Raw genomic sequence first — 13,099 nt, 5'->3', positions numbered from 1 at the left:
TGGGCTCTTACTATTCTTTTATGCTCCTTGTTGCTCGCCTTCTTGGGATTTGCCCTTATATGTACCCTTGCCAACAGCGTTGGCCCATTTTCCACAGCGATCTCCCCAGCGCGCCAAAATTGATCCTTCCTGCAGAATCTCAACAACTTCGCAGCGATTGGCACAACCGGAACATTCGAAACTTCGAGCATTAAACTGGATTTCACCCAATTGTAGCCCTCGGAACCTTGTCCGTAATTCTGATTGTCTTCCTACCTTTTCCTGTGCTAAATAAGCAGCTCCCAGAGCGCCCATCACACCAAAATGTTCCGGGACTATAATGGGTTGGCCAAGCTCCTCTTCAAAGGCTTTGCGAATACCAGGATTGGCAGCCACACCCCCTTGGAAGAAAATTGGCCCTCGTATATCCTTGTTCTTGCCTACATTATTTAAATAATTGCGAACCATCGCTTGGCAGAGTCCGGCCAAAATATCCGGCAGTGCATGCCCCAGCTGCTGTTTGTGAATCATATCTGATTCGGCAAAGACTGAGCACCTCCCGGCAATTTTAATGGGACTTGCAGCTTCAAGGGCTAGCTGACCAAACTCCTCAATGGGTATACCAAGTCTGGCCGCTTGCTGATCAAGAAATGAGCCGGTTCCTGCGGCACAAACGGTATTCATGGCAAAATCAGAAACAACCCCATCACGAAGGATAATAATTTTAGAATCCTGACCTCCGATTTCCAGAATGGTCTGAACTGAAGGATTAACTCTGGAGGCGGCTACAGCGTGAGCAGTAATTTCATTTTTAATGACATCCGCACCTAATAACGTTGCCGCTAGCTGACGAGCGCTGCCTGTTGTTCCTACCCCGATTATTTTGGCAGATTTTCCAATCTTTGACCTCAAAACCTTAATTCCTTCCTGGATCGTTTGCATAGGCCGTCCTTGAGTTCGCAGATAGAGAGTTAAAGCCACTTCATTTTTTTCACTGAGCAACACTAAATTTGTGCTGACAGATCCGACATCAGCGCCTAAATAATAGTTATCGTTCCCCAACTACCGACACACCCTCTCTAGAAGTTTCTGAAATGTCTTTGAGGCTGGGTCTTTCCAATAAATCCACAAAGGCCTCCAAACGTGTTTGTATTCCAGCGTGCCCAGTATGCTCGTCAACGATAAGCGTCATAATGGGAACTTGATAGGTTTCTTGGACTCTTGGCAATACGCTGGCTGCCACTATCTCAGGCATACAAGAAAGGGGGAAAAGCTGAATAATCCCGTCAAAACCTTCCCTCGCGAATTTAACTGCAGCTCCAACAGTCTCTTGACCATGCCCTCCAACAAAATGAGACAAAAAAGGTTTGGCATGACTTGGATAGGAACGAATTGAACGGTAACCAGGAGCAAGTCCTTGAAAAATATGATTTCCTACCCACCCCGAAAGATAAATTGACCGATCTACTTCTACTCCCAGACGTCCTAATTCTTCCTCTATCCCCACGGAAGTAAAGGGATCTAAAATCGTGTATATTTCACCGATAATTCCAATACGCAAAGGCTTCTGAAACTTATCGGCATTCTTATCACCAGCCATTTGGTGATCGTGCAAGCTTTGGCGTATCGAGCGAACCGAATCTTGGATCCCTTTGACGGTCATAGCCTGAGCCAAGCGTTTTTTACCTTCAGCATAAAGCCTTTCCGTTTCTTGAGAATCGGCCAGCCTTGGTCTAGCGGCATGGATCATATCTTCAACTTGATCCAGAGCAACACATTTAAGGTAAGCAAAGCGCAGAGCTTTGAGAATTGAAGCCCAAGAATTTTTCTCCCCGGCTAAATACCGAATTCGCTGCGCCAGTCCCCTTAGACTGCCATCCGGCGGCTCTAAGGTCACGACATCAAAATGATACCCTGCTTCTCTGAGGATTTGCCGTTCAATCTCTCCATAATAGCCAAAGCGGCAGGGGCCAATTCCCCCGGTAATAACAATTGTATCAGCACCATCTCGAACTGCTTCAATATAATTGCCTAGATTTAATTTCAAAGGCAAACAGGCAGCTTCGGGGGCTAACTTTGCGCCTAAGGTTAATGTTTGTTTGCTGTTCATAGGAGGTACAACGACCTCAATATTTAAAGATTCAAAGAGTGTTTGAATGACTATCCAAGCATTCCCCATATGCGGAAACGTAACCTTCACGAACCTTCCTCCTTTCAACCATATCCAGAAAGGCTTCCAGGCGAGTTACTAATCCCGCTTCGCCGGTATGTTCGTCGAGGGTTATCACCATATAAGGCTTATGGTGCTTCCTAACTCTTTGAGCCAATAATTCTTGCACCATTGAATCGGTACCACAGCCGAAGCAAGTTAAATAAATGATCCCGTCAACTGTTGGATCTTCGACGAATTTATTCCCGGCACCATAAATTTGTTTAGCATGGCTCCAAAAAAGTTTCTTGCGTAATCCCGAAAGATGCGCTTCAACGTCTTCCCGTTCAACATGTTGGATGAGATTCACCTCCGCATGTTCTCTCAGGCGTTGGAGAAGATTTAGATTGGCATAGCATTCCTGGACAAGATAGGAATGGCCAATTAAGGTGATTTTTAAGTCCTTTTGGCAATTCTGATGGTTCTCGCTGAGCTGCACCGAGAAATTTTGGGGTCTTGTTTTTGTTGTCTGTCTCGTAACATACTCTATTTCCCTCATTTTTTCTTCAAAATCCCATTCTCCCCCTCGAGAGTCCTGGTAATGCTGCTGCCATTCGTGCCCCTCCAGAAACGCTCTATGAATCTCTGCCCCGCTTTTGCCAAGCTGCATTCCCAAAATCCGCAGATCTTTAAGAACTTGACGCTGACCCTTTCGCCAATTGATCACTGCACTTAGAACAGGAATCTCGGGGGGAACTGCAGAAAGAAGACTTTCAGGAATTCCAAGAAACTTGGGACAGTTATAAGTATTTTCTTCCATACTTACCATTCGAGGCAGAAAAATGGCGTCAACATCCTTTAGGGCCTGAATATGCCCAGCTAGTAGCTTTAGCGGCAAACACGTTTCATCGCTGGTTTTCTTAAGGCCGTCCTCCATAATCTGACGCTGCGTCGGAGGGGATGTTTCCACCTCTATGCCAAGATGATAAAAGAAGCCAGCCCAAAAAGGGAAATAATCATAATAAAAAAGAGCACGCGGAAACCCTATTTTCACTCTCTTGGCATCCTTTCTTTAATCATTTTTTTGTTTTACCCTCTGGCTGCCTGATTGGATCCTGAGGTTTTAAAATACTTGGGCGTGTGTTCTTAATGGGAACCGGCGACCGAACCAAAACGGTGCCCATGGCTTTGAAATTTAAGGGCAGCAGGGGCCAGAGATATGGAACACCGAAGGATCTGGTTCTCCAGAGTAGAAAGATTACGAGTAACGTTCCGGCCAAAAATCCCCAAAAATTAAAGAGGCCTGTCAGAACGATAATGAATAAACGCGCCAACCGATTGGCTAAACCCAGCTCGAAACTCGGAGTTGCAAAAGTGGCCACTGTCGCTACGGCAACGTAGAGAATTACCTCCGGAGAAAACATCCCCACTTTAACAGCGATATCTCCGAGCATAAAGGCAGCAATCAAGCCTAAGGCTGTCGCTAAGGGGGCCGGAGTGTGAACGGCGGCCATTCGTAAAAGATCTACGCCAAATTCGGCAAATACCACTTGGGGAAAAAGACCAATTTTTGCTGGCTTGGAAACTCCGATAAACTGAAGTCCTTTCGGTAGTAATTGAGGGTTTAGAGCTGCTCCCAGCCAAAGCGGAAGGAGAAATAAGGCGGCGAATACCCCGGCGAACCGTATCCAGCGCAGATAAGCGCCAACAATGGGTTCCTGCCGATATTCTTCTGCATGCTGGAGATGACTCCAAAAGGTTGCTGGCGCCGTAATAACCGATGGAGACGTATCGACAAGAATAACAACGTGCCCTTCCAGTAAATGAATAGCTGCCACATCCGGACGTTCTGTATACCTGACCCGGGGATAAGGATTCCAAAATTTGCTCCCGAGAATAAATTCTTCAACGCTTTTTTCAGCCATAGGAATCCCATCAATTTTAATCGCTTGCAAATCTTCTTGGATTTTTCGAACCATCTCCGGATTAGTTATATCCTCGATATAGGCAATACAGACATCGGTTTTCGATCTTCCTCCAACCTGCACCAATTTCATGCGCAGTTTTGGGTCACGCAAACGCCTGCGAATTAAGGCAGTGTTCATCACCAGTGTCTCAACAAATCCATCACGTGATCCTCGGGTAACACGTTCGATATCCGGTTCTTGGGGCTGACGGGCAGGATAAGTTCTTAAATCTACGATAATTGCCTTTTCTTGCCCTTCAACAAAAATTGCCATGGGACCCGACAAAACAAAATAGAATACCTTGTCCATTGTTTCAACTTCTGTAACTTGTAAATTGACAATTCGGCCTTTCACCAATTTGTCCAGGGCATTGACGATAAGATCAGAGCGTTCTAAGTCAATCAAGGCATCAAGAATATAACTGGCAACATGAGTGTCAACCATGCCATTGACGGAATAAATTGCTACTTTTTTACCGCCGATCGACATCTCCCGAACTACAATGTCAAAACTATCCGGGACTCCTAATTCCTGATTTAAGTAATTAACATTTTCTTGGTAATTTTTACTTACAGGAACGTTTTTTTCACTTGAATTATTGCTCATACTGACCTCCCTTTATCTTGAAATTTTTATAGTCGAAGGAAAAGGACCTATCCCTTAGGGTTAAAGGTTACAGACATCAAATAGCCAAAAAATACAGCAGCGGCAATTCCGACCGCCGTTGCCTCGACGCCGCCTGACAAGGCGCCTATTAGACCCCGTTTTTCAACAGCCTCAATAGAGCCTTTAGCTAAACTATAACCAAATCCAGATAAAGGGATCGTCGCTCCGGCTCCGGCAAACTTAACCAGAGGTTCATATACACCTAAAGCTCCCAAGACAGCTCCCCCTGTGACAAACGATACCAAGACATGAGCAGGTGTAAAGGATGGTTTCGTTAAATCCATCATTAACTGCCCGATAACACAGATCAGTCCACCAACGATAAAGGCTGGGAATATCAAATGAAACATCTGAAGACTCCTTTCATGCTTCAATAGCAACGGCATGACCTATCCCAGGGATCGATTCGCCCTGCAGCGCAGAAGTTGGACTGTGTAAGGCCCCGCTGCCTATAAGCAAAACTCGTTTTAAGGCTCTAGCCTTTAACTTCTGCATCAAATCCCCGGCGAAAACAACGGCAGAACAAGCACATCCGCTGCCGCCGGCATGAACATCCTGAGTTGAATCGAAAATCCTAACGCCACAATCTGTAAATTCCGTCCCCGTATCAACACCGCTTTGTTTAAGAACCTCACAGGCCAGAGCTAAACCAACAGTTCCTAAATCCCCAGAAGCTATGTGATCATAGTCCTGCCCTGTACACTGTAAATCATGAAAATGATTAAGAATCGTATCGGCGACTGCCGGAGCCATTGCGGAACCCATATTGCTAGCATCGGTCTCTCCATAATCAATAACTCTTCCAATCGTTGCTGAAGTAATTCTTGGTCCGCCTCCCTTTTTGCCCAGGAGAACACTTCCTGCTCCAGTAACAGTCCATTGAGCACTCATAGCCCTTTGTGTCCCCTGTTCCGTTGGGGCACGAAATTGGCGCTCTGCCGTGTCATGATGACTTGAAACTCCCACCAGCACATGTTCAGCAAATCCGCCATCAATCAGCATACTGCCTAAGGCCAAACTTAAGGCCATGGTAGAACATGCTCCATATACTCCAATGAAGGGTAAGGCCATTAGCCGAGCTGCAAAATTCGAAGAAACAATCTGATTCAGTAAGTCACCAGCTAACATAAAGTCAATTTGTTCTTTTCCGATCCCTGCTTGTTTGACGCTCCCTTGCAAGGCTTCTTGAAGCATCTTGCTCTCTGCCAATTCCCAAGTTTTTTCACCGTTCAGCTGATCCTGCCAAATAGAGTTAAAGGTTTTGCCAAGGGGGCCTTTTCCTTCTTTAGGCCCAACGACAGCATAAGATGATAAAATAACCGGCGGATTGTCAAACAGGACCGTCTGATTACCCGCTCTTTTTAAACCCATGTCATGTGTTCATCCCCATTCATGTCCAAGATTCCAAAGCTTCATAAAGCAATTACTCTCTTGTCTTAATGCAAAAAATAAGCTAAGACGCCAATAATGATGGAGGCCGCAATACCATATACGAGGACAGGACCTGCAACGGTAAACAACTTCGCCCCTACTCCCTGAACATATCCTTCGCGTTTGAATTCCATCGCCGGTGAAACAATAGAATTGGCAAAACCTGTGACAGGAATAATAGAGCCGGCTCCCCCAAATTTTCCAATCTCATCATAAACTCCAAGCCCCGTGAGCAGGGAGCCTAAGAAAATCATCGCGGCAGTGCCAGCATTTGAGGCCTCTTTCGGAGTTAACCCAATACCGGAAAAAATATTTATAATCACTTGTCCCAAAGCACAAATCAGACCGCCAACAAAAAAAGCCCTCAAAATATTTTTAGTAAACGTTGGTTTAGGAGTGTATTTTTGCGCTAGTGCTTTGTATTCTTCAGGTGAGATTGAAATGGCGGGTTTGCGCAGCGTTTGATTAGGCATTCAGCTCCCTCCCTTTATAGACTAATTTGTATTATTAATGAAAACAGAGTAAATTATACTTACTATTTCCATTTTTATGCAGATATTTCGACAGAGCTTGCCAAGAATACTATAAAAAGCACGCAGGAAAATTATGGCTATTGAGCGAAAACATTCTTTACCTTTATTTTCAAACACATTTTAGGGGGGATGGACTTGAACCTTGAAAAAAAGATAGAGCGCCTTACCCTGTTCTTACGTTTAGACGGAGAACTGGATATGCACACATCGGATCTTGTAAGGCAAGCTATAGACATAGAAATTGAGAAAAGGGGGATTCGAACAGTAATTCTCAATCTTCAAAACGTTCAATTTATTGATAGTTCCGGATTAGGTGTTATTTTAGGCAGATATAAAAAGTTACTCTCCTTAGGCGGAAAACTAAAAATTACCAATGTACCTCCGAATGTTTACAAAATCATGGAACTGTCAGGCTTACCGAAAATCATTAACTTTTATGATGATGAGACCCATGCCTATGAGGAAGGAAGGAGAGCATAGATGAAATCAAATCAATTAGCCCTTACTTTTTCGAGTATCGCTGAAAATGTAGGAATTGCGAGGTTGCTAATAGCTTCCGTCGGAGCCCAATTAGATCTGTCTCTTAATGACATTGAAGAACTTAAAGTTGCGGTTTCTGAAGCGGTTTCCAATGCCATCATCCATGGTTACCGCAACGACGCTAATCATGTTGTCTATCTCGAATTAGAGGTAATGGATGATGCCCTTAAGATTGTTGTTAAAGATGAAGGATATGGAATTTCGAATGTTGAGCAAGCTATGCAGCCTGCCTTTAGTACTGATCCGGAACGCATGGGTCTGGGATTCGTCTTTATGCAGTCATTTATGGATGACCTGCAGGTTGACTCAACCATTGATATCGGAACAACTGTAACTATGAAGAAGCAGCTGAAACAATCCTCCAATGCTTCTCATTAGGGGGGCCGGACATGATTCAACGACTAACGGATATGAATCTTCCTCATTTTCCCCTTCTCTCTGATGAAGAGATGATGAAGAATCTCCATGCTGCTAAGGAAGGCGACACGGAAGCAAGGGAGCGTTTAATCAATTGCAACTTGAAACTTATATTTAACCTTGTTCAGCGTTTTACCCATAGAGGCTACGAACTTGAAGACCTTTTTCAAATTGGAACTATTGGTCTAATTAAAGCAATTGATAAATTCGACTTCTCCTATGGAGTCAAATTCTCTACCTACGCCGTGCCCATGATTATTGGAGAAATCAGACGTTTCCTTCGTGATGATCATCCTTTAAAAGTTCCTCGGTCTTATAAAGAATTAGTCTATAAAGTAAACCGTGCGCGTGATGAACTTTCTTCCAGATTAGGCCGAGAGGCGACAATCGGCGAAATTGCCGCCAATATCGGAGTTGATCGAGAGGAGATTGTTGCGGCTTTGGAGGCTATACAAAGCCCCACATCCATCTACGATACGCTCTATCAAGATGACTCCGATCCCATCTATGTGCTTGATCAACTTTCAACAGAAAAAGGGGCAGACCCTGGTTGGTTTGATAAAATCGCCCTGAATGAGGTTTTGGATAAACTGCCTGAACGTGAAAAAAATGTTCTTTTAATGCGATTTTTTGAAGATAAAACTCAAAGTCAAATCGCAGCGATCCTTAACCTCTCACAAGTTCAAATCTCCAGAATTGAGAGAGCGGCCCTCATGCGAATCCGCGAATTATCCAAAATTGAGGAACACTCTGACCGAACCTCTGCCCCTGATTCAGACTCAGAAACAACCTCGAAAAAGGTGCACAGAAGAGACCCCGGCTAATATCCGATAACACCTTTAAGAGTGCGTGTTATCTGTTCCGTTAAGCCAGCTTTTTCCACAGAATGATCAGCAATCAGATTTACACTGCTTTGTAAAATGTCATTACGATAGAGGTGAATTTCGCCAAGTTTTTGTCCTTTTTTAATAGGAGCACTTACTTCTGGGTTGAGCTTAGTTTCGACCCAGAAATTTTTATCATTTCCTTTTTCAATGGTAGCGCCAAAGGCTTTCTCTGTGACTGCATTTACTGTGTTTTCCTTCCCTTTGGCAACTTTAACGACTCCCTCTTTTTGACCCGTTGGAGCAAAGGTTTTAAATTGATATTTGGCGAAACCATAATTATAGATTTTCATTGATTCCGCAAAATGCCCCCTAACCTGAGGCACTCCCATCACGACACAAATTAAGCGCAGTCCATCTCTCTCAACCGTGGAGGCAAGACAATATTTGGCTTCATTGGTCCAACCGGTTTTAAAGCCATCCGTTCCCGGATACCACCAGAGAAGTTTATTCGTATTCCATAATTTAAATTTTCCATCGCGCAAATCATATTCTTTGATACTTGTTAATTTTCGAATCAAAGGATATTTAAGAGTTTCTCTTGCAATTACTGCCAAATCATAGGCACTGGTATAATGTCCTTCAGCAGGTAATCCGTAGGCATTTGCAAAATGAGTGTTTTTCAGGCCTAATGCCTGAGCTTTGCGATTCATTTCCTCGACGAAGGCTTCATGAGTTCCGTCAATATGTTCTGCCACAGCGACACAACCATCATTTGCTGAACCAACAGCAATGGCAATTAACATTTGCTCCAAAGTAAAGGTCTCTCCAGGTTCAAGATAAATTTGTGACCCGCCTAGCTTACAGGCATTCTCACTCGCCGTAACTTTATCCGTTAGTTTAACCTTTCCAGATTCGACAGCCTCTGCAGCCACTAACAAGGTCATTAGTTTAGTCACGCTTGCCGGAGGCAATTCCTTATTCATATCCTTTTCATAGAGAACTCGTCCCGATGCAGCATCCATCAATACAGCACTCGCGGCATCCGTTACAATCTCCGCTCCCATTACAGAAGGAACATTAGCAAAGGCAATATTGCCTAGTACAAGCATGAAAGCAAGAACAACTGCTAATCCTTTTCTCATCTTGACTCCTCCTCATTAAATTTGATGTTATTATTCCCGAAAAGAGAAATTATATAGTAATGAGAATTAAAAGCAGCATTAAAATATGTATAATATAGCAAAGCCTTTAGGAAATATCCCAAAGGCTTTAAAAACTTTGTTTTCTCTTGTTTTACTGATGTTCTCTTGTTATTTTAGTAACTTTTAGTAACGTTTCGATGGAACTTTCGAATCCTTTAACCCATGCCAGTAACAAGGATTTAAGTAACAAAGACTCAGTGCAGGATATTTTTTATGTCGAAGGACACATCCACGGAAGACTTGAATTCCCATTTTCTCGCATTCCTCTTGGACATCTTGACTCCATGTCTGCTCTTGAAACCAAATCTTTTTTACTCCGGCAAACGAAGCCTCTGTGACAAGTGACGGCATTTCCTCCGGTAACAGACAAGGTACGATGACAGTTATCTTATCCTTTAGTTCCTGGACACCTGAATATACTTTGCTCCCATCAATTCGCTGTAAATCTTCAGCAACGGGATAAGCTAAACAGCCAAATTCTTTTAACGCCCGCCAAGCCTTCCAGGCATGTTTGTGAGTTTTAAATTTCCGGGCATTCCCCAGAACCGCAAATGTATCCTTCGTGGTCAGACCTTCAAGAAATGAAAAAATCGTTTTCTCTCGAGTCATAATATCCCCCCTCCCAATACCCTCTCTATCATATACGTTGGGAAGAGAAATTTATGATTATTGTGCCTTAAGCGATTCAATCAACACTAATTGACTGGGCCGTTGCATAATAAGTATTTATACGTTTTTATAAATAAAACCCTGCATATCAGTGGATAATTAAGCCACTATTTATGCAAGGTTTCGTTTAATGGGGGGGCTTATGCATTTGCAACAGACCCATTTCTTCTCTTATGGAATAACAAGCTTATTTCTTATTGAATTACTTCATAAATATACTTTCCGGGCTTCGATTTTATACTACTGAAGGAATATGCCTGATTCGCCGTTTCCAGAGCTTCTTTATAATCCTTCAGATTTGTATGCAAAATGCAAATCGCTTCCCCCAAACGAACCTTATCTCCAACTTTCTTCAACATTGTAACTCCCGCCGAAAAATCTATGGCATCTTCTTTCTTCTTTCTTCCTGCGCCGAGCAGCATAGCAGTTATGCCTATCTTTTCAGCATCAATGGCTGCAACATATCCCTCACCTGCGGCTTTTACTTCAATATGGCGGCCGCTTTGGGGAAGTAACGCAGGTACGTCAACAACCTTTGAATTTCCGCCTTGAATTTCTATCAACTCTTTTAACGTTTCGACCGCTCTGCCGGAATTAATAACATGACTAAGTTCCGAATAAGCAATATCAAAATCCTTGAAGGCCCCTCCTAAGACAGTCATATAAGACGCCAGAGTCAAAGCAATAGTCGTTTCATCGTCCGCTCCTTGTCCCTTCAAGATTTCAATGGCTTCTTTTACCTCATTAGCATTTCCCACTTCATGTCCAAGAGGCTGACTCATATCTGTAACAACGGCAATTGTTTTTCTATTCAGCGATTTCCCGATTCCCACCATCGTCTTAGCTAATTCAATAGCCTCGGGGATGGATTTCATAAAGGCTCCAGAACCAACTTTAACATCCAGCACTATGCAATCAGCACCAGAGGCTATTTTTTTGCTCATAATACTGCTGGCAATCAATGGTATGCTGTCAACGGTTGCCGTCACATCTCGAAGGGCATAGATCTTCTTATCCGCGGGTGTCAAATTGGAACTCTGACCGACAATGGCCATTTTAAAGTTATTTACATTATGAATAAACGTTTCTCTATCCAGCTCTGTCTTAAAGCCTTGTATAGATTCTAATTTATCTATGGTACCGCCTGTATGTCCTAATCCTCTTCCAGACATTTTAGCAACGGGTACTCCCGCAGATGCAACAAGCGGAATAATAACCAGACTAAGCTTATCGCCTACGCCACCCGATGAATGTTTATCAACCTTAATCCCATGTATTGCTGATAAGTCGTTTCTATCTCCAGAATCCACAAATGATAACGTCAGGTCGGCGATCTCTCTTTTATTCATTCCTTTAAAGTAAACAGCCATGAGAAATGCTGACATTTGATAATCAGGAATTTCGCCGTTAACGTATCCCTGAACTAAATAGTTAATTTCATCGGTATTTAAAGTTTCGCCGCGTTTTTTCTTTTGAATCAAATCAACCGTTCTCATATAAATCACCCCATGTCCTGCCTATTCTCAATCATTTCTAATCTCGGCTAAGAAACTTTTTCCTACTGGAAGAGGATCAAGGCCTAAATAGGCTGCAACAGTTGCCCCCAGATCAGCAAACGTTGATCTTACTCCCAGATTCACTCCATGTTTTACGCTTTGCCCATAAAGCAGCAGCGGAACATATTCTCGTGTATGATCGGTTCCCGGGAATGTGGGATCGCAGCCATGATCAGCTGTTATGACCAGCAAGTCCTCCGGGCGCAAAAGCGCCATTAATTCCGGCAAACGTTGGTCGAAATCCTTCAAAGCTTGAGCATAACCTTCCACATTATTCCTGTGGCCATACACCATATCAAAGTCTACGAGATTTGTCATGATCAAACCGGCGTTCGTTTTAGTCATATACGCCAAAGTTTTATCAACACCATCCATGTTGTTCTTTGTTGAGCAAAAGTCAGTAATCCCCTTCCCTGCATAAATGTCGTGAATTTTTCCAACAGCATTGACTGCGAGGCCTTGTTCAGAAATATATTCTAATAACGTTTTGCGAGGAGGTACCAAGGCAAAATCGTGCCGATTCGAAGTTCGATAAAACTCACCGGCTTGTCCAAGAAAAGGACGAGCAATAACCCTTCCTACTTCCAAATTACCAGTTAACATTTCACGGGCAAGCTGACAAAAATGCATTAGTTCCGGCAAAGGAACAACCTCTTCATGAGCCGCAACCTGAAATACCGAATCCGCAGAAGTATAGACAATAGGTTTTCCCGTTCTCATATGTTCTTCACCCAAGCGCTGAATGATTTCTGTTCCTGAAGCGACTTCGTTGCCAAGTACACCTCGTCCGATTGCCTTCTCGTAACGATCAATGAACTCCCGTGGGAACCCCTGAGGAAAGGTTGGGAGCGCGCTCTCTAAAATAACTCCCGCTATTTCCCAATGCCCGCTGGTAGTATCCTTGCCTCGAGAAGCCTCTGCCATTTTGCCATAACTTCCTTTAGGATTTGACTGGGCATGCACACCTTTGATCTGGTAAATGTTCCCCAGCCCCAGCGTTTCCAGATTTGGAAGCTCCAGCCCCCCCACAGCTTCGGCAATATTATGCAACGTATTGCTTCCTGCGTCTCCATATTTACTAGAATCAGGCATTTCTCCGATACCGACACTGTCTAAGACAATAATAATACTGCGCTTCATAATTTGGCCTCCATCTATAAATA

Annotated in this window: 14 protein-coding genes; 3 read left to right on the top strand and 11 right to left on the bottom strand. The window is 43.5% G+C overall.

Annotated elements, in window-relative coordinates:
- Positions 1-18: 18 nt before the first annotated feature.
- The 7 genes from B5Y67_RS10770 to spoVAC form a co-directional block, all read right to left on the bottom strand.
- Positions 19-1,041 (bottom strand): acyl-CoA dehydratase activase, encoded by a 1,023-nt coding sequence (locus B5Y67_RS10770; RefSeq protein WP_088226437.1) that lies wholly within the window; start codon positions 1,039-1,041, stop codon positions 19-21.
- Positions 1,028-2,179, bottom strand: coding sequence for an acyl-CoA dehydratase activase-related protein (locus B5Y67_RS10765; protein WP_088226436.1), 1,152 nt, complete (start codon positions 2,177-2,179; stop codon positions 1,028-1,030). The genes B5Y67_RS10770 and B5Y67_RS10765 overlap by 14 nt, the downstream gene beginning before the upstream one ends.
- Positions 2,121-3,182, bottom strand: coding sequence for an acyl-CoA dehydratase activase-related protein (locus B5Y67_RS10760; protein ID WP_088226435.1), 1,062 nt, complete (start codon positions 3,180-3,182; stop codon positions 2,121-2,123). Before B5Y67_RS10760 ends, B5Y67_RS10765 begins: the two co-directional genes overlap by 59 nt.
- A 22-nt stretch (positions 3,183-3,204) precedes the next feature.
- Positions 3,205-4,701, bottom strand: coding sequence for a spore germination protein (locus tag B5Y67_RS10755; RefSeq protein ID WP_088226434.1), 1,497 nt, complete (start codon positions 4,699-4,701; stop codon positions 3,205-3,207).
- A gap of 47 nt (positions 4,702-4,748) precedes the next feature.
- A complete protein-coding gene (gene spoVAE, locus B5Y67_RS10750; RefSeq protein ID WP_088226433.1) occupies positions 4,749-5,111 on the bottom strand; it encodes a stage V sporulation protein AE in 363 nt (120 codons plus the stop codon).
- Between the two features lie 13 nt (positions 5,112-5,124).
- Positions 5,125-6,132 (bottom strand): stage V sporulation protein AD, encoded by a 1,008-nt coding sequence (gene spoVAD / locus B5Y67_RS10745; RefSeq protein WP_088226432.1) that lies wholly within the window; start codon positions 6,130-6,132, stop codon positions 5,125-5,127.
- A gap of 65 nt (positions 6,133-6,197) precedes the next feature.
- The gene (gene spoVAC, locus B5Y67_RS10740) at positions 6,198-6,665 is read right to left on the bottom strand and encodes a stage V sporulation protein AC (RefSeq protein WP_088226431.1); all 468 of its coding nucleotides are present in this window, start codon (positions 6,663-6,665) and stop codon (positions 6,198-6,200) included.
- Between the two features lie 195 nt (positions 6,666-6,860).
- Between spoVAC and spoIIAA the strand changes: the two genes are divergently transcribed.
- The 3 genes from spoIIAA to sigF are packed head-to-tail and all read left to right on the top strand — an operon-like array spanning position 6,861 to position 8,506.
- Positions 6,861-7,205: an anti-sigma F factor antagonist gene (gene spoIIAA / locus B5Y67_RS10735; protein WP_047809516.1), complete on the top strand. Its 345-nt coding sequence runs from the start codon at positions 6,861-6,863 to the stop codon at positions 7,203-7,205.
- On the top strand, positions 7,206-7,643 hold the full coding sequence (gene spoIIAB, locus B5Y67_RS10730) for an anti-sigma F factor (protein WP_088226430.1): 438 nt from the start codon (positions 7,206-7,208) through the stop codon (positions 7,641-7,643).
- An 11-nt stretch (positions 7,644-7,654) separates the two neighbouring features.
- Positions 7,655-8,506 carry an RNA polymerase sporulation sigma factor SigF gene (sigF, locus tag B5Y67_RS10725; RefSeq protein ID WP_088226429.1) on the top strand — a complete coding sequence of 284 codons (852 nt, stop codon included), beginning with the start codon at positions 7,655-7,657 and terminating at the stop codon, positions 8,504-8,506.
- Here sigF and B5Y67_RS10720 read toward each other — a convergent pair.
- From B5Y67_RS10720 to B5Y67_RS10705, 4 genes are all read right to left on the bottom strand, one after another.
- Positions 8,503-9,651, bottom strand: coding sequence for a D-alanyl-D-alanine carboxypeptidase family protein (locus tag B5Y67_RS10720; protein WP_088226428.1), 1,149 nt, complete (start codon positions 9,649-9,651; stop codon positions 8,503-8,505). The genes sigF and B5Y67_RS10720 overlap by 4 nt on opposite strands.
- Before the next feature lie 183 nt (positions 9,652-9,834).
- A complete protein-coding gene (locus tag B5Y67_RS10715) occupies positions 9,835-10,320 on the bottom strand; it encodes a CoA-binding protein (RefSeq protein WP_088226427.1) in 486 nt (161 codons plus the stop codon).
- A 254-nt stretch (positions 10,321-10,574) separates the two neighbouring features.
- Complete coding sequence (locus tag B5Y67_RS10710; protein ID WP_088226426.1) at positions 10,575-11,876, bottom strand: pyrimidine-nucleoside phosphorylase; 1,302 nt, start codon at positions 11,874-11,876, stop codon at positions 10,575-10,577.
- 27 nt (positions 11,877-11,903) lie between these two features.
- On the bottom strand, positions 11,904-13,076 hold the full coding sequence (locus tag B5Y67_RS10705; protein WP_088226425.1) for a phosphopentomutase: 1,173 nt from the start codon (positions 13,074-13,076) through the stop codon (positions 11,904-11,906).
- Positions 13,077-13,099 lie beyond the last annotated feature (23 nt).

Origin of the sequence: Desulfosporosinus sp. FKB, from assembly GCF_002196705.1 — a bacterium.
Lineage (GTDB): Bacteria > Bacillota > Desulfitobacteriia > Desulfitobacteriales > Desulfitobacteriaceae > Desulfosporosinus.
The sequence above is the reverse complement of the archived record's forward strand: the minus strand, read 5'-3'. Positions and strand labels throughout refer to the sequence as shown.